The following is a 19,929-nucleotide window of genomic DNA, read 5'->3' as shown; positions in this document are numbered from 1 at the left end:
AGCGAGCCTGCTCGCGATAGCGTACGAACATTCAACATCGATGTTGACTGACACACCGTCATCGCGAGCAGGCTCGCTCCCACATTTGGTTCGGTGAAAGCCTTGAGCTCGTGCTCTGACAGGCTATGCTGCCCGCTCACTGTCCTGATCGAGACCCTGCCAATGTCCGCCCCCAGCATGACCCTGTTCCACAACACGCTCTCCCCGTTCGTGCGCAAAGTGATGGTGTTGCTGTATGAAACCGGCCAGCAGGATCGCGTTGCCTTGCAAGACTGCGTGCTCAGCCCGGTCAGCCCGAGCGCTGAACTCAATGTCGACAACCCGCTGGGCAAGATTCCCGCCCTGCGCCTGGCTGATGGCAACGTCATCCATGACAGCCGGGTGATCCTCGAATACCTCGACCAACAACACGTCGGCAATCCGCTGATCCCGCGCGAAGGCGCGGCCCGCTGGCGCCGGCTGACCCTGGCCTCGATGGCTGACGGGATCATGGACGCGTCGGTGATGGTGCGTTATGAACTGGTTTTGCGTGCGCCGGAAAAACATTGGGATGAATGGCTCGAAGCCCAGCGCGACAAGATCCGCCGCGCCCTCGCCGTGCTGGAGCGCGACGCGATTGCCGAACTGACCAGCCACTTTGATGTGGCGGCGATCAGCGTGGCGTGTGCGCTGGGTTACCTCGACCTGCGCTTCCCCGATCTGGGCTGGCGCGAGGCCAATCCTCAGTTGGCCAATTGGTACTTCGAAGTCAGTCAGCGACCGTCCATGATCGCGACCATGCCCAAGCCTTAGTTTTTCAGCGCCTGTTCCGGCCTCTTCGCGAGCAGGCTCGCTCCCACCCCGAATTGGGGCCTGACAGAGAAATTCGCGCTGACATCAGTCCTGTGGGAGCGAGCCTGCTCGCGAAGGCCCCACCTCGGTTCCACAGGCAGAAATCCAATAATCCGCGTCACCAACTCATCCTTCCAACACTGATCCTCACGCAACCCCAGCGACCGGCTCATTGCATCGCCCCCACATCAAATTCCAGCGGCTTGGCCGGCTTCTGCCCGATCCCGTACCAGTCCAGTTTGCGCGTCAGCACCATGAACACACCGAGCAAGCCGAACAGCAGCAGCGAGCCCATCAGCAGCGCGTAATCCTCGGCGCTCAACAAACCGTAAAGCAGGCCATACAACGCCGCCAACCCCGCCGAAAAGCTCAAACCGTGACGCACGCTGCGCAGCACATGGCAGACATAGAACCCGATCAACAACACACAACCACTGGCCGACAGCAGATACGCCAGCGCAAACCCGATGTGTTCCGACAGCGACAACAGCAACAGGTAGAAGAACGCCAGCGCCACGCCAACCAACGCGTACTGCACCGGGTGCACCGCCAGGCTCTTGAGGACTTCGAACAAGAAGAAACCGGCAAACGTCAGGACGATGAACAGCAATGCGTACTTGATCGCCCGGTCGCTCTTCAGATACTGATCCACCGGATCGATGAAGCTCACGCCGAAACTGCGGGCATTGAACCCATCGCAATCATTGCTGCTGACGCAGCGGCTCATGGCGTCTTGCAGGTTGGTGGAGAAGAACGTGGTCTGCCAGTCGGCGCTGAAACCGGCATCGTTGATTTCCCGTTTGGCCGGCAGGAAGTTGCCGATGAAGCTTGGGTGCGGCCAGTTCGCAGTCAGGCTCACACTGCTGGTTTTGCCCACCGGCAGCACCTGCAACGAACCGGTGCCTTGCAGACGCAGGTCGAAACCGAACGCCAGTTCCGTGGTTTTGCTGGTATCGAGCACCGGCAGCGTCACTCGTACGCCTTCGCCGAGCCAGCCGACTTGAGTGCCGGGCACGAAGTCCAGGCGCTGGCCGTCGAGTTCCAGTTTCAAAGCGTTTTCGATGCCGCGAATGTCGCTGATGCCGACCGCGAGAAACGGCGCATCGAACTGGTAATCGACGAAGTCTTCCTTGATGCCCAATTGCGCCGGCAGCGAAAAGTGACCGTTGATGCGATTATCGGCGTGAAACAGCCGCGCCTCATAAATGCCCCGGGCGCGCAGTTCGGTCTGTACCTGGCCATCGAGCTCGAAACGCTCAGGCAAAAAGTACAAACGCCCGCGCTCTTCGCTCGGCTCGTCATAGCGCTGGTTGGTTTTGTCGTTGAGCTTCCAGTTGTGAATCACTTTGCGATACGGCACCACCATCACCGGCCCGCTGACTTGCTGGCTGTAGCTGGAGCTGCGCGCGATGTCTTCCAGCACGCCGTCGCGCAGCTGCTGGCGATCATCGATGACCCCGTCGATCATCAGCAACGGTATCAGCAACAGCAGGATCAGCGTGGCAATGGCGCCGAGCTTTATGGTCAGATTCTTGTTCATGGGACTCTCCCTGTTTTGATGGGCAGAGTCTGGTTGGGGTGTATGGGGGTTTTGTGGGGGGAATGTGGAGATTGTGTGGAGACTTCACCGGCCCCTTCGCGAGCAGGCTCGCTCCCACATTGGAATGCGCCACCTGTGGGAGCGAGCCTGCTCGCGAAGGCAGCGACTCGGTTTCAAGGCAAGCGCAGGGTCACTTCAACGCCATTTTCAACATTGCGAATTTGCATCGACCCACCATGCAACTTGACCACTTCCTCAACGAAGTTAAGCCCTAAACCCGTACTCTTGCGTCCACTATCGGGGCGCGGCAATGAGTAGAAGCGTTCGGTCAAACGCGGCAAAGCGTAGTCAGGAATCGCCGCCGTCTCATTGAACAAACGAAATTCGATTTGCTCGCCAACCCGCTCGGCACTGAACCGCAGCAACCCCTCTACCGGGGTGAAATCCAGCGCATTCTCCAGCACATTCCCCAGCGCCTGACGCAGCAAAAATGGCTCGCCGATCAGCAGCAGACTCGCCGAGATCGCCTGTTCAATGCGAAGCTGCTTGCCTTCGATCCTTGCAGCCTGAGCTTGCAACAACTCATCGACCAACACCGCCAACGGCACCGCTACCCGCTCCTCCAGTCCTTGGCGCTGCTCAACCTGCGCCAGATTCAGCAAGCGCTCGATCAGTTGCTGCATCCGCGCACTTTCGCTGTCGATGTTGCCGACAAAGCGCAATCGTTGAGCCGGCAGCATTTCACCTTGCAGCAACTCCGCCGCGCCGCGAATGGCCGCCAACGGGCTTTTCAGTTCATGGGTCAGCGTGTGCACGTAACGCTCGACGTAAGCCTTGCCTTCCAGTTGCGTGCGCATCTGCTCGACCGCCGTGGCCAGTTGTTCCAGCTCGCCGCCGCGATAGTGCGGTACTTCCACGCGCCGACCTTCGCTCACCGCTTGCGCATAACCGGTCAAGCGGTGCAGCGCGCGGCTCAGCCACCACGACAGCAAGGCGCCGAACAACAAACCGAGACCGATCAGGCCAGCACCGTAAAACAGCAAGCGCCGTTCGGTACGGTCGACATAAGGCTGCAATGAGCTGTTGGGTTTAGCCACGGTCACCACACCGATGATCTGGCCGTTGTCGCGGATCGGCGCACCGACGTGCATCACCGAGGAACTGGCGTCATCCGGATCACTGCGGCTGGAGCGCGCGCCATATTCGCCGCGCAAGGTCAGGTAGACGTCGTTCCAGCGCGAATAATCCTGGCCCACCGCCACACCGCTGGAATCCAGCACCACCCGGCCCTTGGCGTCGGTGACGTAGATGCGATGGTTGACCTGATTCTTCGGCAAGCCCCAGATCGTCGCTTGCGGCTGACGTTCGCCGTAAGCGCGCAGCAACTGCGGCCAGCGATTCTCGCTGAGCGTGCCGGCCTTGAAATCGTCACGCAGGATCTCCGCCATCAGGTTGGCGGTGTCGACCAGGGTTTCTTCGGTGGACTGACGAACGCCGGGGCGGATTTCCTCCATCACCGTGTTGAGCACGAAATAACCGGTCAGGCCGACAAACAGCACATACACCAGGAAAATCCGCAGGCCCAACGACATTAGCTGTGCCCCGGGCTGTAGCTGTAACCGAGGCCGCGATGGGTCTGGATCGGCTCGGCATCGGCGCGCACCAGACGCAGCTTGGCGCGCACGCTTTTGATGTGGCTGTCGATGCTGCGCTCGTAACCGGCGTCGGCCGCTACGCCCAGCGCATCGAGCAATTGCTCGCGACTGAACACCCGCTCTGGTTGTTCAAGCAAGCATTGCAGCAGGCGGAATTCATGGCGGGTCAGGCTCAGTGTCTGACCGCGATAAACAATTTGAACGCGCTCTGGATCGATGCGAAACAGCGCAGACGAGGCCTCGATCACCGGACGCGGCGCCATGCGCTTGAGAATCGCCCGGACCCGCGCCGCCACTTCCCGTGGACTGAAGGGCTTGACCACGTAGTCGTCGGCACCGATTTCAAGCCCCACGACGCGGTCGATCTCGGCATCCCGGGCACTGAGAAACAGCACCGGCACGTCACTGAAGCGGCGCAGCTGTTTGCAGGTTTCGAAACCGCTGATGTCCGGCAGGCCGATGTCGAGAATGATCAGATCGGCCGGGGTCTGACGCTGATGTTCCAGCGCCGCTGCGCCGAGGTTCACCCAGGTGGTGGTGAACCCCTCGCCCTGCAAGGCAAAAATCAGCGTGTCGGCAATCGCCGCTTCGTCTTCGACAATCAGGATATGAGGCATGGCGTCCGAGCCCGTGGGTTAAGTGCGCGAACGGTGCCCCAAGCCTGACGTTACGTCAATGAGACCACTTGGCTTAACAGTCTGGTTTGTCCGCAGTGAAGCGCCGCGCCGGGTTTACGGCTGCACCGAATTCCCGCAAGGCCTTGGCACCGATCAGCAGCGGATAATTGAAGTTGCTGCGGTCGGTCAGGTTGACCTCCACGGTACGCTTGACGTTGCCCAGGCACAGCTCCAGATCGACCACCGGACGTTTGGCGACTTCGGTGCTGTCGCCCTCGTCTTCTTCATCGGAGCGGCTCTTGATCTTGCTGATCCGCGCGACCTTGTGTTCGTAGACCTTGTTGCTGGCGTCCTTGGTACCCAGGCGGAAGCGCACCCATTCGTCACCATCACGGGTGAAGGTCTCGATGTCCTTGGCCGACAGCGACGCGGTCAGCGCACCGGTATCCATTTTGGCCTTGAGCACTTCACCGCCGATTTCCGGCAGCGCGATGTATTCGTAACGCCCGTACAGGGTCGGCTCGGCGGCCATGACCGGCAGGGCGATGAGGGCAAACAGTGCAAGGAGGGATTTCACGTAAGGGGCTTCCTTGAAAAATGAGGGCGGCAGACGCGAGATTTTAGACAGCCTGCAGGCAATTGGTTCGCCTCAAGCCCGCCTTCGCGAGCAGGCTCGCTCCCACATTGGATTTCTGTGTGCATGCAATCTTCAACACAGTGCAAATCCCCCGTGGGAGCGAGCCTGCTCGCGAAGAGGCCGGTACATTCAACACAACGCCTGAGCAAAGCATACCGGCCCAAAAGTGAAACATTCGTCAGCGCACATTTGGCCTGTCGCCCGAAGCCACTTATCATGGCGCGCCCATCCGCTTTCATAGAGTTGCTTATGCGCCGCCTGCTCACCGGCTGTTTCGTCACCCTGCTGCTATTGCTCAACACCCTGATCCTGATCGGACCATTGCTGGTGTTTGCCCTGCTCAAACTGGTGGCGCCCGGGCGCTGGCGCGACTATGCGTCATGGGCGGTGATGTGGATCGCCGAGACCTGGGCCGAGATCGACAAACTGATTTTCCGCCTGTGCATCCCCACCTGGTGGGACATTCGCGGCGGCGACGATCTGCGCGGTGACACCTCGTATCTGGTGGTCAGCAACCATCAGTCGTGGGTCGACATTCCGGCGCTGATCCAGACCCTCAACCGGCGCACGCCGTTCTTCAAGTTCTTCCTCAAGAAAGAACTGATCTGGGTGCCGTTTCTGGGCCTGGCGTGGTGGGCGCTGGATTACCCGTTCATGAAGCGCTACACCAAGGCATTCCTGGCGAAGAACCCGGAACTGGCGGGCGAGGATCTGGAAATCACCAAAGCGGCCTGTGAACTGTTCAAGCGTCAGCCGGTAACCGTGGTCAATTATCTGGAAGGCACGCGCTACACCGCCGCGAAAAGTGCGCAGCAGCAATCACCGTTCAACCACCTGCTCAAGCCCAAGGCGGGCGGCGTGGCGTTTGTACTGGCGGCGCTGGGTGAACAACTGGACGCGATCCTCGATGTGACGGTGGTTTATCCACAGCCAGACATTCCGGGATTCTGGGACTTGATCAGCGGCAACGTGCCGCGCGTGATCATCGACATCAAGACCCGCGAACTCGACCCGGCGCTGTGGCAGGGCGATTACGAGAATGATCCGGTGTTTCGCCAGAAGGTCCAGAGCTGGGTCAACCAGCTCTGGAACGAGAAGGATCAGCGTATTGCCGAACTGAAGAACGAGCGCGGCTGAATCAGCTGCCGGTTCCGGTTCCGGTGCCCCAGATGCTGCCCAGACTGCTCAGCAGCGAGCCACCGACGCCCTGCTGACCCAGGTATTGCAGAATCACCGGGGCAAACCGACCGATCATGCCGCTGTCCATGCCCAAGGCGCTGAACGCATTGTTCAGGTCATTGGTGTCCTTGACGTTGCCCAAGGCATTTTCCAGCCCGGCCGACTTGCCCGACGAGCCGAGCAGACCGCTCAGCGCAGCCAGATTGCCACCGCCGCCCGAGAGCTTGTCGATGCCCGGCACTTCCTTGGCCAATTGCGAGTAGTCGGTATTGCTCAACTGGTTCTTGGCCAGGCCGAGCATGGCACTGGTGCCGCCCACGGCTTGCTGCGGAGTGACGTTCAGCGCACTCAGGGCGCTCAACAAACCGGCGGTTTCCGAAGTCGGCGCCGCAGCGGCAGCCTTGTCACCGCCCTGCATGCCCGAGACCGCACCGGCGACGTCGTTCAAGCTGAAACCGGCGAACACCGGGCCCGCCGCCAGGGTCATGAGTGATGCCAAGGCAAAACCGCGTGAAATCTTCATTCAGACATCCTCTTGGGAAAAGCTGCCACCGGACAGCGACGACGAAACTGCCGGTTTGACAGGGGATTGAACGGTATGTTCAGCAAGTACCCTCACTTCATCGATCAACGATAGGAAAGGTAAAAGTCCAAAAAAGGAATGCAGATATGTCGAACGGACAGAAAGGAACGGTCAAGTGGTTTAACGACGAAGAGGAATTCGGCTATATAACCTCTCAGCGGGGCGATGATTTTTTGGTTCTTATGGGATAGCGATTATTGGATAGTAGCGAAAATCATTTGAATCGAGCTATAAGAAAACTAATAATTATTCCAAAATTCGCTAAAAACTGTCAGATCTGACAGTAGAAAATTTTTTTGTGTGTTTGAACAATTGGCACTCCAAAAAATGTAAAGGAGTACACAACATGTTGAAGAAACTTACCGCTGGCGCGTTGATTGCTTTAGCTCTCTCGACTACTGCTTATGCGAGCACCTGTCCGTCTGCCAGTTCTTTCACGAAGAAAAGTAATGGCACATTTGAGGTGAGTGGGCCGACCAAGGAGCTGACTGTCGACGTTGATCCTGCTAGCACCAGCGAGGAAGCTGCGCAGGCGCTCAAATTTACTGCGGCACGCATCAAGGATAAAGACAGCAATAACGCCAGAGTCGTCTGCCAATACGAAGACGGCAAAATGAAGCCGGATGTTGCGGCGTCGCTCGTCTGGCCAACGGGAAAACCAACTGTTGGCGACGGTGGTAATTGGCAAGGCGATGATTGCGCCACCAAAGACGGTGACGCTCAAAAGTGCGCGTTCAAATAACGTACGCAAGGGCGAACATCTTTAACAAAAAAGGCACCCCATGGGTGCCCTTCCCAGGCTAGAGATCCGGATGATTGGACACCGCCGCCACGACGTACATCAGCAACTGGTCGATGCGCGGGCGATAGAGCGGGTCGTTGAGGCAGTGATCGGCCAAGGACACCATGATCACCACTTTTCGCCGGTAGTTCGGTGCGGTCAATTCAAAGCCCATGCCGAGCGCCTGCCCTCACTCGACGAGACCGGGTGCAGAAGGTCGTAGGTACGGTAAGTCTTGAGCCCAAAGGAGGATTGCAGACCGGGCGTCCGACTAGGCCGGTTCTCTATCAAAGGGCATTGGCCGCTATCTGAGCTTTTTAGGCCTTTGAATTACTCAGTCTAATGTTTAACCAATCTATCAAATAGGAACCACGGGCATGTCAAACAGAGAAACCGGTACGGTCAAATGGTTTAATGACGAAAAAGGTTTTGGGTTCATTACTCCAGCTGGCGGCGGCGATGATATTTTTGTCCATTTCAAGGCGATTGAGATTGATGGAGACAAAACTCTCAAAGAAGGGCAAATGGTTTCATTCGTAGCCGAGAGGGGACAAAAAGGAATGCAAGCAGTCCAAGTTCGCCCTGAATGATCCCTGGTCATAAAAAACCAAACAGAAACGGCACCTTTAGCGGTGCCGTTTTGTCATCTAGCTTAAGCCCTACGCCGCACTGAACAACTTGTGCGGATCAATCACAAACTTCTTCGGCACACCCGCATCAAACTCGCCATACCCTTCCGGCGCCTGATCGAGGCTGATCACCTGCACGCCCACCACTTCAGCGATGTTGATGCGATCCCACATGATCGCCTGCATCAACTGGCGGTTGTACTTCATCACTGGCGTTTGCCCGGTGTGGAAGCTGTGGGATTTGGCCCAACCCAGACCAAAGCGGATACTCAGGCTGCCCATTTTCGCGGCGGCGTCCACGGCACCCGGATCTTCGGTGACGTACAGGCCCGGAATGCCGATCTTGCCCGCCACGCGCACCACGCCCATCAGCGAGTTAAGCACGGTGGCCGGGGCTTCGGATTTCACCCCGTCATGGCCGTGGCCGCGCGCTTCGAAGCCTACGCAATCCACCGCGCAATCGACTTCCGGTTCGCCCAGCAGCGCAGCGATCTGTTCGTGCAGCGGGGTGTCCTTGGACAGGTCGACGATTTCAAAACCCTGCGCCTTGGCGTGGGCCAGGCGGATGGTGTTGACGTCGCCGACGATCACCACGGCCGCACCGAGCAAGCGCGCAGAAGCGGCGGCCGCCAGACCGACTGGACCCGCGCCGGCAATGTAAACGGTGCTGCCCGGGCCAACGCCCGCAGTCACCGCACCGTGGTAACCGGTCGGCAGGATGTCGGACAGGCAGGTCAGGTCGCGGATTTTCTCCATGGCCTTGTCGCGATCCGGCAGTTTCAGCAAGTTGAAGTCAGCGTAGGGCACCAGCACGTATTCGGCCTGGCCACCGGTCCAGTCGCCCATGTCGACGTAACCGTAAGCGCCGCCGGCACGGGCCGGGTTGACGGTCAGGCAGACGCCGGTGTGTTGCTCCTTGCAGGAACGGCAGCGCCCGCAAGCGACGTTGAACGGAACGGAAACCAGGTCGCCGATTTTCAGGTTTTCGACGTCGGAACCTTTTTCGATCACTTCGCCGGTGATCTCGTGGCCCAGCACCAGACCGGTCTGCGCCGTGGTACGGCCGCGCACCATGTGTTGGTCGGAGCCGCAGATGTTGGTGGAAACCACTTTGAGAATGACCCCGTGCTCGATCTTGCGACCGCGCGGGTCCTGCATTTTCGGATAGTCGATTTTCTGTACTTCGACCTTGCCCGCGCCGAGATACACCACACCACGATTGCCAGACATGCTTTCACCTCGCTGTTGTTTTTATGGAACCGCGTTGCCCAGGCAGGCAGCGCGTTAAATGCTCGGGTTATTGCTTGTTGGTCTTGCGTTGTCAGTAATGGCCCCTTCGCGAGCAGGCTCGCTCCCACAGTTGATCTTTGGTGTGACAGAGACCTGTGTTTCAACACAAATCCCCTGTGGGAGCGGGCTTGCTCGCGAAAACGATCTAGAGAACGACGGTTCTATTGGCGTTCAAAAACACCCTTCTTTCGATGTGATAACCAACGGCGCGGGCCAACGTCAGGCCCTCGATATCCCGCCCTTTGGCAATCAAGTCTTCCGGGTAATGACTGTGATCCACCGCCTCGACACCTTGGGCGATGATCGGCCCTTCATCGAGATCGTTATTGATGTAATGCGCCGTCGCACCCACCAGTTTCACGCCCTTGTTGTAGGCCTGGTGATACGGTTTGGCACCCTTGAAGCCCGGCAGCAACGAGTGATGAATGTTGATCGCCTTGCCATCGAGCTTGCGGCAAAGCTCCGGCGACAGCACCTGCATGTAGCGGGCGAGGATCACCAGTTCGGCGCCGGACTCTTCGATCACCTGCAAGACCCGACGCTCCTGCGACGGTTTGTCGTTGGGATCGAGGGGGAAATGGTAGTAGGGAATCTGGTGCCAGTCGGCCAGCGGTTTCAGATCCGGGTGGTTGGACACCACCGCCGCGACGTCCATCGATAACTGGCCGATGCGCTGGCGGTAGAGCAAGTCGTTAAGGCAGTGATCGGCCTTGGAGACCATGATCACCACTTTTGGCCGATAGTTCGGTGCCGTCAGCTCGAAGATCATGCCGAAGGCCTGGCCACGTTCGGCGAGGCCGGTGCGGAAGGATTGCTCGTCGAAGCCGTCGGGCTGGCGGAATTCCACACGAATGAAAAAACGCCCGGAGAGGCGGTCATCGAACGAATGGTGCTCGGTGACGTAGCAACCCTGCTCGAACAGAAAACGCGTCACCGCGTCCACGGTGCCGAGAACGCTGGGGCAGTCGGCGGTCAGAATCCATGTGTCTGGGGCGCGGCTCATATTTTTTCCTCTGATCGTTCCCACGCTCTGCGTGGGAATGCCGCCATGGACGCTCGGCGTCCGCTCTTGGGACGCGGAGCGTCCCGGGGATGCATTCCCACGCGGAGCGTGGGAACGATCATCCATCAGGCCTGGACGCTGAGGCCGTACTCAGCCGAAGCATCCTGCAACCACAACCACCAGTAATCCGAGAAACTGCGACGGATCAGCAGTTCCCAAGTGTCTTCGGCGGTATGACGAATCATCAGCTGCGACTTGGCGAACACCGTGCCGACCGCTTTACCGACCGGGAAGTTGTTCGGGTGTACGTCGTAGCTGGTGGACTTCATCAGCACCTGGCGCACGTTCGGCCCGCTCAGTTCAAGTACTTGCTGGCCGCCGCTGACGTTGACGATCGCGATGTGCAGATCGCCCAAGGCTTCACGCAGTTTCTGTTCAGCGGCGAATTCTTCACCGCTTGGCACGATCAGCAGCCACTCGTCCGGGCCCATCCATTGCAGGCTGGTTTCACCTTTGACGATGACGCTCAGAGCGCCGGGCAGTTCGATGCCCAAAGCCTTGTGCACACCGGCGGCGAACGCGGCATCGTGGCCATCGCCACGAATGGTCAGGTGGCCGAGGAGTTTTTTCTCACGCACGATCACACCGGCATTCTTGCGGCCCTTGCCGACCAGGCTGGCGAGGTCGGCATGGTGCAGCGACGACTCGGCACGGGCACCGGTGGTCGGGCGTTGTTGGTACATGTTGGCTGTGGTCATAAAGCACCTTCCTGAATTCTGTGATGAATCTACTGACGCCTTCGCGAGCAAGCCCGCTCCCACATTTGGAATGCATTCCCCTGTGGGAGCGGGCTTGCTCGCGAAGGCCGCGACTCGGTCTGTCAGATGTTCTGACGATCCCCCTTCGGATCAAAGAACACCGAAGAAACGATTTCCGCCTCGATCACGCTGCCATCGGCCAGCGGTGCAAACACCCGCTCACCGAGGCGCTTCAGACCGCCCTTGACCACGCCCATGGCAAACGAATAACCGAGGGAGTTGTGCGCGTAACTGGAAGTCACGTGGCCGACCATGGTCATCGGGATCGCCTGCTTGGTGTTGAACACCAGTTGCGCACCTTCCGGCAGCCATTTGGTCGGATCGATCGGCTTCAAGCCGACCAGTTGCTTACGCTGATCCTTCACGCAGTCTTCACGGTTCATGCCGCGCTGACCGATCCACGAGAACGGTTTGGTGCGACCGACGCACCAGCCCATGTTCAGGTCGTCCGGGGTCATCGAGCCGTCGGTGTCCTGACCGACGATGATGAAACCTTTCTCGGCGCGCAGAACGTGCATGGTTTCGGTGCCGTACGGGGTCAGGTTGTACTGTTTGCCGGCCTCGACGATTTTCTCCAGCACGCCCATCGCATAGTCGGCCTGCACGTTGACTTCGTACGACAGCTCACCGGTAAACGAGATACGGAACACCCGCGCCGGCACGCCACCGACCAGACCTTCTTTCCAGGTCATGAACGGGAAGGCGTCGTTGCTCAGGTCGATGTCGGTCACGGCGCTGAGCAGCTTGCGGCTGTTCGGGCCGGACAGGGTCATGGTCGCCCAGTGGTCGGTGACGGAGGTGAAATACACCTTCATGTCCGGCCATTCGGTCTGGTGGTACAGCTCCAGCCATTGCAGCACGCGCGCGGCACCGCCGGTGGTGGTGGTCATGACGAAATGGTTGTCCGCCAGGCAAGCCGTCACCCCGTCGTCGAAGACCATGCCGTCTTCTTTGCACATCAGGCCGTAACGGGCCTTGCCCACGTCGAGCTTGGTCCAGGCGTTGGTGTACACGCGGTTGAGGAACTCGCGGGCATCCGGGCCTTGAATGTCGATTTTGCCCAGCGTCGAGGCGTCGAGCAGGCCGACGCTGTCGCGCACGGCTTTGCATTCGCGCTTCACCGCGGCATGCAGGTCTTCACCGTTTTTCGGGAAGTACCATGGACGTTTCCACTGGCCGACGTCTTCAAACGCGGCGCCGCTTTTCACATGCCAGGCATGCAGTGCGGTGTAGCGAACCGGTTCAAAGATGTGCCCACAGTGACGGCCGGCCACGGCGCCGAACGTCACCGGCGTGTAGTTCGGGCGGAACATCGTGGTGCCCATCTGCGGGATGGTCACGTTCAGCGAACGGGCGGCGATGGCCAGACCGTTGACGTTGCCGAGCTTGCCCTGATCGGTGCCGAAGCCCAGTGCGGTGTAGCGTTTGACGTGCTCGACCGACTCGAAACCTTCGCGGGTCGCCAGTTCGATGGCGGCGGCGGTGACGTCGTTTTGCAGGTCGACGAATTGCTTCGGCGCCCGAGCGGTGCCCTTCTCGTGTGGCACCTGGAACAGCGCCAGGGTCGGCTCTTCGAGACGGCTCAGGGCTTTCGGCAGAGTGCCTTCGACCGCCGCGAAACCGGCTTCGCTGGCGGCGCGCACGCCCCCTTCAAAACCATCGGCCAGCGAATCGCCGAGACCGTAGACGCCGTTGATGCCACCGACGCACACGCGTTTCTGCGGGGCTTCGCCCGGGATGAAACCGAGGATGTCTTCGCGCCAGGTAGGCTTGCCACCCAAGTGCGAGGCCAGGTGGACCACCGGACTGTAACCGCCGGAGCTGGCGACCACATCGCAGTCGAGCCATTCGCCCGGGCTGGTCACGGCATGCGCCTTCACATCAATTGCGGCGATGCGGGCAGCGGTCACGCGCTTGCTGCCACGGGCCTCGATCACGGCGCTGCCGGTGAGGATGCGGATGCCTTTGGCACGGGCTTCTTCGACCAATGCACCGCGCGGATTGCTGCGAGCATCGGCGATGGCCACCACTTGCAGACTGGCGTCGAGCCAATCCAGTGCCACGCGGTAGGCGTGATCGTTGTTGGTGCTGAGGACAAGCTTCTTGCCCGGTGCCACGCCGTAGCGACGCACATAAGTCGACACCGCACCGGCGAGCATGTTGCCCGGCACATCGTTGTTGCCGTAGACCAGCGGACGCTCGCAAGCGCCGGCCGCCAGCACCACACGCTTGGCGCGAACGCGGTGAATGCGCTGACGTACCTGACCGATCGGTGCGCGGTCGCCGAGGTGATCCGTGAGGCGTTCGTGAATGGTCAGGAAGTTGTGGTCGTGGTAGCCGTTGACCGTGGCGCGCGGCAACAGCAGCACGTCCGGAGTGTCCTTCAGTTCGGCGATGACGCTGGCAACCCAGTCCATCGCCGGTTTGCCGTCGAGGCTTTCACGGGAATCAAGCAGGCTGCCGCCAAACTCTTCCTGCTCATCGGCCAGAATCACCCGAGCGCCGCTGCGCGCAGCCGCCAGTGCAGCGGCGAGGCCAGCAGGGCCGGCGCCGACGATCAGCACGTCGCAGTGCTGGTTCATGTAGTCGTAAGTGTCCGGATCGACTTCGGTCGGCGAGCGGCCCAAACCGGCAGCCTTACGAATGTACTTCTCGTAAGTCATCCAGAACGATTGTGGATACATGAAGGTTTTGTAGTAGAAACCCGGCGGCATCAGCTTGCCGCCGACCTTGCCGAGAATGCCCATCATGTCGTTGTTGACGTTCGGCCAGCCGTTGGTGCTGGTGGCGACCAGGCCTTGGTACAGCGCCTGTTGCGTGGCGCGCACGTTGGGAATCTGGGTGGCTTCGGTCGCACCGATCTGCAGCACGGCGTTCGGCTCTTCGGCGCCAGCGGCGAAGATGCCGCGTGGACGCGAATACTTGAAGCTGCGGCCGATGATATCGACGCCGTTGGCGATCAGCGCGGCGGCCAGCGAGTCACCCTCGAAGCCTTTGTAGGTCTGACCGTTGAAGGTGAAGCTCAGCACTTTGTTGCGGTCGATCCGTCCACCGTTGGACAGGCGATTGGTCTGGCTCATACCTTCTCTCCCAGCGCCGTCGTGGCTGTTTTCGCCGTATCAGCCTTGTCGGTGAATTGCGGCTTGGTGCCGATCTTGTAGGTTTCGAGAATCTCGTAGGTCACGGTGTCGCGGGTGACGTTGAAGTACTGGCGGCAACCGGCGACGTGATCCCACAGTTCGTGGTGCAGACCGCGCGGGTTATCGCGGAAGAACATGTAGTCGCCCCACTCTTCATCAGTGCAGGCGTTCGGATCCAGCGGACGCGGGATATGCGCCTGACCGGATGCGTGGAATTCCTCTTCGGAGCGCAACTCGCCGCAGTGAGGACAGAAGATATGCAACATGGGGATTTCTCCTATCAAGCGCCGTGAAAACGTAGCGAGCGAAGGCAAGACAAGGCAAAAACAGGCGAGAAAGCGGAGCTTAGTTTACTAAGTGAGCATTTCGAGCCTGTTTTTAACGCCGTATTGCCGAGCGCAGTAGTTTTCATGGGGCCTTTGTTAGTGGGCAACCGCAGCAGCGCCATGTTCATCGATCAACGCACCGTTGTGGAAACGGTCGATGGAGAAAGGTGCAGCCAATGGGTGCATTTCACCCTTGGCCAGACTCGCGGCAAACACGTTGCCCGAGCCAGGTGTGGCCTTGAAGCCGCCAGTGCCCCAACCGCAGTTGAAGAACATGTTCGGTACCGGGGTTTTCGAAATGATCGGGCAGGCGTCCGGCGTGGTGTCGACGATGCCGCCCCACTGCCGGTTCATGCGTACCCGCGACAGCACCGGGAACATCTCGACGATGGCCTGAATGGTGTGCTCGATCACCGGGTACGAACCGCGCTGGCCGTAGCCGTTGTAGCCGTCGATACCGGCGCCGATCACCAGGTCGCCCTTGTCGGACTGGCTGATGTAACCGTGTACGGCGTTGGACATGATCACGCTGTCGATAATCGGTTTGATCGGCTCGGACACCAGCGCTTGCAGCGGGTGAGATTCGATCGGCAAACGGAAACCGGCGAGTTTGGCCATGTGCCCGGAGTTACCGGCCGTCACCACACCGACGCGTTTTGCGCCGATAAAGCCTTTATTGGTTTCAACACCGATGCACACGCCGTTTTCCTTGCGGAAGCCGATCACTTCGGTCTGCTGAATCAAGTCCACGCCCAAGGCGTCGGCGGCACGGGCAAAACCCCAGGCCACGGCATCGTGACGGGCCACGCCGCCGCGACGCTGAACAGTCGCGCCCAGCACCGGGTAACGAGTATTTTTCGAGCAGTCGAGGTACGGGATTTCGTCAGCGACTTGCTGGGCGTTGAGCAGTTCGCCATCGACGCCGTTAAGGCGGTTGGCGCTGACCCGGCGCTCGGAATCACGGATGTCCTGCAGGGTGTGGCAGAGGTTGTAGACGCCACGCTGGGAGAACATCACGTTGTAGTTCAGATCCTGCGACAGGCCTTCCCACAGTTTCATCGCGTGTTCGTACAGGTGCGCCGACTCGTCCCACAGGTAGTTGGAGCGCACGATGGTGGTGTTGCGCGCGGTGTTACCGCCGCCCAGCCAGCCTTTCTCGACCACAGCGACGTTGGTGATGCCGTGCTCTTTGGCCAGATAGTAGGCCGTCGCCAGACCGTGCCCGCCGCCGCCGACGATGACCACGTCGTAGACCTTTTTCGGCGTCGGCGTGCGCCACATGCGCTGCCAGTTTTCGTGGTGGCTGAGGGAGTGTTTGAAGAGGCCGAAGCCCGAATAGCGTTGCATAGTCAGTTACTCCAGAACACTCAGCGATAAACCGGGAAGTCTGCGCACAGGGCCGACACTTGCTGGGCAACATTGGCCTCGACATCGGCATCACCGAGGTTGTCGAGGATGTCGCAGATCCAGCCGGCCAACACTTCGCACTGGGTCACCTTGAAACCGCGCGTAGTGACGGCCGGGGTGCCGATGCGCAGGCCCGAGGTCACGAACGGCGATTGCGGATCGTTCGGCACGGCGTTCTTGTTGACGGTGATGTGTGCACGGCCGAGGGCGGCGTCGGCGTCTTTACCGGTCAGGCCCTGACGGATCAGGCTGACCAGGAACAAATGGTTGTCGGTACCGCCGGACACTACATCGTAGCCACGTTTGATAAACACGCTGGCCATCGCCTGAGCGTTGTCGATCACTTGTTGCTGATAAGCCTTGAAGCCTGGCTCCAACGCTTCCTTGAAGCACACGGCTTTACCGGCGATGACGTGCATCAGCGGGCCGCCCTGAGCGCCGGGGAACACCGCAGAGTTGAGTTTCTTTTCAATTTCTTCGTTGGACTTGGCCAGGATCAAACCACCACGCGGGCCGCGCAGGGTTTTGTGCGTGGTGGTGGTGACCACGTCGGCGTACGGCAGCGGATTCGGGTACAGACCGGCCGCGACCAGGCCGGCGACGTGAGCCATGTCGACGAACAGCAGCGCACCGACTTTGTCAGCGATCTGGCGGAAGCGTGGGAAATCCAGAGTCTTGGAGTAAGCGGAGAAACCGGCGACGATCATTTTCGGTTTGCACTCGACGGCCAGACGCTCGACTTCGTCGTAATCGATCAGCCCGGTGTCGGTGTTGATGCCGTACTGCACGGCGTTGTAGAGCTTGCCCGAGGATGACACTTTCGCGCCGTGGGTCAGGTGACCGCCGTGGGCCAGGCTCATGCCGAGGATGGTGTCGCCCGGCTGAATCAGCGCCAGGTACACGGCGCTGTTGGCCGAGGAACCGGAGTGCGGCTGGACGTTGGCGTAATCAGCGCCGAACAGTTGCTTGGCACGTTCGATGGCCAGTGCTTCAACTTTATCCACATGCTCGCAGCCACCGTAGTAGCGCTTGCCCGGATAACCTTCGGCGTATTTGTTGGTGAGGCCGCTGCCCTGCGCTTGCATGACGCGTTTGCTGGTGTAGTTCTCCGACGCGATCAGCTCGATGTGATCTTCCTGACGTTGCTCCTCGGCATTCATCGCCGCCAGCAGTGCATCGTCGTAACCCTGGATCTGGTCTTGCTTGCTGAACATCGCGTCTCTCCCAGCGGCGGCGGTGCGCCATTCGTCTCGGTCAGGCACCTGCGTGCCCTTTGATGCGATGGTATGACCGGCGCAGACAGCTCAAATGCCTACGGACGCCACGCAAAGGTGCGTTTACGACATGGCGGGGAATGGCTGGTAGAACGTATCCCTCGAATCCGTAGAGATCCCCTGTGGGAGCGGGCTTGCTCGCGAAGAGGCGGTGTCAGTCGACATCAGTATCGCCTGACACACCGCTTTCGCGAGCAAGCCCGCTCCCACAGGGGTCAGGTGTATGCCGTGCGGACGGCGAGTAACAGGAGAAAATGCGCGGGATAGAGCGCATAGGCCCAGCGCCGCATCGGCGGTGGCTGGAGATGTCGCATATGTCGCAACAGGAACATTCCGAGCATTGGCGCAAACAGACACGTGGCAATGCCGAGAATAGCGACGCTACTGCCGAACCTCGCCGATTCATACAGCACTGGCCATTGATTGGCAGCGAGGCAGATCAACCCCGGCAACAGGCTTAAATACCACGGACGGCGAAACGCCAGCAGCATCGCCAACGGCAGCAGCACACCGAAGAAACCGAACATCAATCGCTCCGGGAATACGGCGGCCAATACCAGCACGGCGACACCCAGCAATCGAGACATGATCGTTGGATCCTGCCACCCCCGTGCCACCAGCAACCCAAGCGCCAGCGTGGGCATCACGTTCAAGGTGTCGGGATCAGGAATGTACAAGCGATACGGAATTTCGCTGACGGCGCTGAACAACAGCAACCACCCCAGATAGCGCCATTCAGTTCTGCGCACGCCATCCCGGGCAAGATTCGCCGCCATCGCCAGGCAGAACCACGGGAACGCCAACCGCCCCGGCACATACAGCCAATCGGCGCTGATCCCGACATATCGCAGATGATCGAGCACCATACTCAGCAGCGCCAGCCACTTGAGCAGATCCAGCGCGCCGTCGCGTTTTCTCAGGTGCATAATCGGCCCCTGTCCTTGTAGAGTTCTGCCAGCGACATCCCGTGTGCTCCCCGGATGATCTTCGGTAAAGTGCGCACCATCATTGACCAACGAGTCGCCACAAGCGCCTCGACCACGGAAGCCGGCCATGACCGACAAGAGCCAACAATTCGCCAGCGACAACTACTCCGGTATCTGCCCTGAAGCCTGGGCCGCCATGGAACAGGCCAACCACGGCCACCAACGCGCTTACGGCGACGATGAATGGACAGCGCGCGCCGCTGATCATTTTCGCAAGCTGTTCGAAACCGACTGCGAAGTGTTCTTCGCGTTCAACGGCACCGCTGCCAACTCGCTGGCGCTGTCGTCGCTGTGCCAGAGTTACCACAGCGTGATCTGCTCGGAAACCGCCCACGTCGAAACCGACGAATGCGGCGCCCCGGAATTCTTCTCCAACGGCTCGAAACTGCTGATCGCCCGTACCGAAAACGGCAAGATCACCCCGGAATCGATCCGCGAAGTCGCGCTCAAGCGCCAGGACATTCACTACCCGAAACCGCGCGTGGTCACCCTGACCCAGGCCACCGAAGTCGGCAGCGTCTACACCCCGGAAGAAGTCCGCGCCATCAGCGCCACCTGCAAGGAACTGGGCCTGCACCTGCACATGGACGGCGCGCGCTTCTCCAACGCCTGCGCCTTCCTCGGCTGCTCGCCGGCCGACCTGACCTGGAAGGCCGGTGTCGACGTGTTGTGCTTCGGCGGCACGAAAAACGGCATGGCGGTGGGTGAAGCGATCCTGTTCTTCAACCACAAACTGGCCGAAGACTTCGATTACCGCTGCAAACAGGCCGGGCAACTGGCGTCGAAAATGCGCTTCCTGTCAGCGCCATGGGTCGGCATTCTCGAAAACGACGCCTGGCTCAAATACGCCCGCCACGCCAACCACTGCGCGCAGTTGCTGGCGGAGCTGGTCAGCGACATTCCCGGCGTCGAGCTGATGTTCCCGGTACAGGCCAACGGCGTGTTCCTGCAACTCTCCGAGCCGGCCATCGCAGCCCTGACTGCGAAGAACTGGCGCTTCTACACCTTCATCGGCAAGGGCGGCGCACGCTTCATGTGCTCGTGGGATACCGAAGAAGAACGCGTGCGCGAACTGGCCCGCGATATCCGCGAAGTCATGTCCGCCTGACCTGACTCCACACCCTCCCCTGTAGGAGCTGCCGCAGGCTGCGATCTTTTGATTTGTTTTTTAAGATCAAGATCAAAAGATCGCAGCCTGCGGCAGCTCCTATAGAGATTGCGTTGCCCTTGGTC

At 59.9% G+C, this 19,929-nt stretch carries 18 protein-coding genes and 2 pseudogenes; 6 read left to right on the top strand and 14 right to left on the bottom strand.

The genetic code is table 11. The features are described 5' to 3' along the window. Positions 1 to 162: 162 nt before the first annotated feature. Positions 163 to 792, top strand: a complete 630-nt coding sequence (locus ATI02_RS18700) for a glutathione S-transferase family protein (RefSeq protein ID WP_100847034.1) — start codon at positions 163 to 165, stop codon at positions 790 to 792. 208 nt (positions 793 to 1,000) lie between these two features. On the opposite strand, the gene creD is transcribed toward ATI02_RS18700, so the two are convergent. The 4 genes from creD to rloA2 form a co-directional block, all read right to left on the bottom strand. After that, on the bottom strand, positions 1,001 to 2,371 hold the full coding sequence (gene creD / locus ATI02_RS18690; protein WP_100847033.1) for a cell envelope integrity protein CreD: 1,371 nt from the start codon (positions 2,369 to 2,371) through the stop codon (positions 1,001 to 1,003). Between the two features lie 173 nt (positions 2,372 to 2,544). Beyond that, complete coding sequence (creC, locus tag ATI02_RS18685; RefSeq protein WP_100847032.1) at positions 2,545 to 3,963, bottom strand: two-component system sensor histidine kinase CreC; 1,419 nt, start codon at positions 3,961 to 3,963, stop codon at positions 2,545 to 2,547. Continuing rightward, positions 3,963 to 4,643 carry a two-component system response regulator CreB gene (gene creB / locus ATI02_RS18680; RefSeq protein ID WP_100847031.1) on the bottom strand — a complete coding sequence of 227 codons (681 nt, stop codon included), beginning with the start codon at positions 4,641 to 4,643 and terminating at the stop codon, positions 3,963 to 3,965. The genes creC and creB overlap by 1 nt, the downstream gene beginning before the upstream one ends. Positions 4,644 to 4,716: 73 nt before the next feature. Then, positions 4,717 to 5,220, bottom strand: a complete 504-nt coding sequence (gene rloA2, locus ATI02_RS18675; RefSeq protein WP_100847030.1) for a retropepsin-like aspartic peptidase RloA2 — start codon at positions 5,218 to 5,220, stop codon at positions 4,717 to 4,719. Positions 5,221 to 5,529: 309 nt separating this feature from the next. Between rloA2 and ATI02_RS18670 the strand changes: the two genes are divergently transcribed. Next, complete coding sequence (locus ATI02_RS18670; RefSeq protein WP_100847029.1) at positions 5,530 to 6,417, top strand: 1-acylglycerol-3-phosphate O-acyltransferase, YihG family; 888 nt, start codon at positions 5,530 to 5,532, stop codon at positions 6,415 to 6,417. Position 6,418: 1 nt separating this feature from the next. On the opposite strand, the gene ATI02_RS18665 is transcribed toward ATI02_RS18670, so the two are convergent. After that, positions 6,419 to 6,982, bottom strand: a complete 564-nt coding sequence (locus tag ATI02_RS18665) for a DUF2780 domain-containing protein (RefSeq protein WP_100847028.1) — start codon at positions 6,980 to 6,982, stop codon at positions 6,419 to 6,421. Between the two features lie 146 nt (positions 6,983 to 7,128). On the opposite strand from ATI02_RS18665, the pseudogene ATI02_RS18660 reads away from it, so the two are divergent. Together ATI02_RS18660 and ATI02_RS18655 are read left to right on the top strand one after the other, a co-directional pair. Next, positions 7,129 to 7,221 (top strand): annotated as a pseudogene (locus ATI02_RS18660) (cold shock domain-containing protein); the annotation flags it as partial. A 167-nt stretch (positions 7,222 to 7,388) separates the two neighbouring features. After that, a complete protein-coding gene (locus tag ATI02_RS18655) occupies positions 7,389 to 7,784 on the top strand; it encodes a hypothetical protein (protein ID WP_095187133.1) in 396 nt (131 codons plus the stop codon). A gap of 61 nt (positions 7,785 to 7,845) precedes the next feature. Here ATI02_RS18655 and ATI02_RS18650 read toward each other — a convergent pair. Further along, positions 7,846 to 8,013 (bottom strand): annotated as a pseudogene (locus ATI02_RS18650) (formyltetrahydrofolate deformylase); the annotation flags it as partial. 187 nt (positions 8,014 to 8,200) lie between these two features. Here ATI02_RS18650 and ATI02_RS18640 point away from each other — a divergent pair. Then, positions 8,201 to 8,413: a cold-shock protein gene (locus ATI02_RS18640; RefSeq protein WP_100847026.1), complete on the top strand. Its 213-nt coding sequence runs from the start codon at positions 8,201 to 8,203 to the stop codon at positions 8,411 to 8,413. Between the two features lie 69 nt (positions 8,414 to 8,482). Here the strand turns inward: ATI02_RS18640 and fdhA are convergent, their stop codons facing one another. The 8 genes from fdhA to ATI02_RS18595 all read right to left on the bottom strand — a co-directional run bounded on the left by fdhA (position 8,483) and on the right by ATI02_RS18595 (position 18,636). After that, positions 8,483 to 9,682 carry a formaldehyde dehydrogenase, glutathione-independent gene (gene fdhA, locus ATI02_RS18635; RefSeq protein WP_042561444.1) on the bottom strand — a complete coding sequence of 400 codons (1,200 nt, stop codon included), beginning with the start codon at positions 9,680 to 9,682 and terminating at the stop codon, positions 8,483 to 8,485. A 205-nt stretch (positions 9,683 to 9,887) separates the two neighbouring features. Next, the gene (gene purU / locus ATI02_RS18630) at positions 9,888 to 10,745 is read right to left on the bottom strand and encodes a formyltetrahydrofolate deformylase (RefSeq protein WP_095187131.1); all 858 of its coding nucleotides are present in this window, start codon (positions 10,743 to 10,745) and stop codon (positions 9,888 to 9,890) included. Positions 10,746 to 10,870: 125 nt separating this feature from the next. Next, positions 10,871 to 11,503: a sarcosine oxidase subunit gamma gene (locus ATI02_RS18625; RefSeq protein WP_100847025.1), complete on the bottom strand. Its 633-nt coding sequence runs from the start codon at positions 11,501 to 11,503 to the stop codon at positions 10,871 to 10,873. Between the two features lie 122 nt (positions 11,504 to 11,625). Then, positions 11,626 to 14,643, bottom strand: coding sequence for a sarcosine oxidase subunit alpha (locus ATI02_RS18620; protein ID WP_100847024.1), 3,018 nt, complete (start codon positions 14,641 to 14,643; stop codon positions 11,626 to 11,628). Next, a complete protein-coding gene (locus tag ATI02_RS18615) occupies positions 14,640 to 14,969 on the bottom strand; it encodes a sarcosine oxidase subunit delta (RefSeq protein WP_003228964.1) in 330 nt (109 codons plus the stop codon). The genes ATI02_RS18620 and ATI02_RS18615 overlap by 4 nt, the downstream gene beginning before the upstream one ends. A 156-nt stretch (positions 14,970 to 15,125) precedes the next feature. Beyond that, on the bottom strand, positions 15,126 to 16,376 hold the full coding sequence (locus ATI02_RS18610; protein ID WP_095187127.1) for a sarcosine oxidase subunit beta: 1,251 nt from the start codon (positions 16,374 to 16,376) through the stop codon (positions 15,126 to 15,128). A 20-nt stretch (positions 16,377 to 16,396) separates the two neighbouring features. Continuing rightward, entirely contained in the window at positions 16,397 to 17,650 is a 1,254-nt protein-coding gene (gene glyA / locus ATI02_RS18605) for a serine hydroxymethyltransferase (protein WP_100847023.1), read from the bottom strand. A gap of 275 nt (positions 17,651 to 17,925) precedes the next feature. Next, on the bottom strand, positions 17,926 to 18,636 hold the full coding sequence (locus tag ATI02_RS18595; RefSeq protein ID WP_100847022.1) for a TraX family protein: 711 nt from the start codon (positions 18,634 to 18,636) through the stop codon (positions 17,926 to 17,928). A 127-nt stretch (positions 18,637 to 18,763) separates the two neighbouring features. Here ATI02_RS18595 and ATI02_RS18590 point away from each other — a divergent pair, with 127 nt between their 5' ends. Then, positions 18,764 to 19,804 (top strand): threonine aldolase family protein, encoded by a 1,041-nt coding sequence (locus ATI02_RS18590; RefSeq protein ID WP_095187124.1) that lies wholly within the window; start codon positions 18,764 to 18,766, stop codon positions 19,802 to 19,804. Positions 19,805 to 19,929 lie beyond the last annotated feature (125 nt).

The organism is Pseudomonas baetica, from assembly GCF_002813455.1.
Taxonomy (GTDB): domain Bacteria; phylum Pseudomonadota; class Gammaproteobacteria; order Pseudomonadales; family Pseudomonadaceae; genus Aquipseudomonas; species Aquipseudomonas baetica.
The sequence above is the reverse complement of the archived record's forward strand: the minus strand, read 5'-3'. Positions and strand labels throughout refer to the sequence as shown.

What these genes read in the sequence shown, in the direction of transcription:
- ATI02_RS18655 (WP_095187133.1), top strand. Translation starts at nt 7,389, where the DNA reads ATGTTGAAGAAACTTACCGCTGGCGCGTTGATTGCTTTAGCTCTCTCG.
- ATI02_RS18665 (WP_100847028.1), bottom strand. Translation starts at nt 6,982, where the DNA reads ATGAAGATTTCACGCGGTTTTGCCTTGGCATCACTCATGACCCTGGCG.
- ATI02_RS18640 (WP_100847026.1), top strand. Translation starts at nt 8,201, where the DNA reads ATGTCAAACAGAGAAACCGGTACGGTCAAATGGTTTAATGACGAAAAA.
- fdhA (WP_042561444.1), bottom strand. Translation starts at nt 9,682, where the DNA reads ATGTCTGGCAATCGTGGTGTGGTGTATCTCGGCGCGGGCAAGGTCGAA.
- creD (WP_100847033.1), bottom strand. Translation starts at nt 2,371, where the DNA reads ATGAACAAGAATCTGACCATAAAGCTCGGCGCCATTGCCACGCTGATC.
- creB (WP_100847031.1), bottom strand. Translation starts at nt 4,643, where the DNA reads ATGCCTCATATCCTGATTGTCGAAGACGAAGCGGCGATTGCCGACACG.
- ATI02_RS18670 (WP_100847029.1), top strand. Translation starts at nt 5,530, where the DNA reads ATGCGCCGCCTGCTCACCGGCTGTTTCGTCACCCTGCTGCTATTGCTC.
- ATI02_RS18620 (WP_100847024.1), bottom strand. Translation starts at nt 14,643, where the DNA reads ATGAGCCAGACCAATCGCCTGTCCAACGGTGGACGGATCGACCGCAAC.
- ATI02_RS18625 (WP_100847025.1), bottom strand. Translation starts at nt 11,503, where the DNA reads ATGACCACAGCCAACATGTACCAACAACGCCCGACCACCGGTGCCCGT.
- ATI02_RS18595 (WP_100847022.1), bottom strand. Translation starts at nt 18,636, where the DNA reads ATGCACCTGAGAAAACGCGACGGCGCGCTGGATCTGCTCAAGTGGCTG.
- ATI02_RS18700 (WP_100847034.1), top strand. Translation starts at nt 163, where the DNA reads ATGTCCGCCCCCAGCATGACCCTGTTCCACAACACGCTCTCCCCGTTC.
- ATI02_RS18590 (WP_095187124.1), top strand. Translation starts at nt 18,764, where the DNA reads ATGACCGACAAGAGCCAACAATTCGCCAGCGACAACTACTCCGGTATC.
- creC (WP_100847032.1), bottom strand. Translation starts at nt 3,963, where the DNA reads ATGTCGTTGGGCCTGCGGATTTTCCTGGTGTATGTGCTGTTTGTCGGC.
- ATI02_RS18615 (WP_003228964.1), bottom strand. Translation starts at nt 14,969, where the DNA reads ATGTTGCATATCTTCTGTCCTCACTGCGGCGAGTTGCGCTCCGAAGAG.
- glyA (WP_100847023.1), bottom strand. Translation starts at nt 17,650, where the DNA reads ATGTTCAGCAAGCAAGACCAGATCCAGGGTTACGACGATGCACTGCTG.
- ATI02_RS18610 (WP_095187127.1), bottom strand. Translation starts at nt 16,376, where the DNA reads ATGCAACGCTATTCGGGCTTCGGCCTCTTCAAACACTCCCTCAGCCAC.
- purU (WP_095187131.1), bottom strand. Translation starts at nt 10,745, where the DNA reads ATGAGCCGCGCCCCAGACACATGGATTCTGACCGCCGACTGCCCCAGC.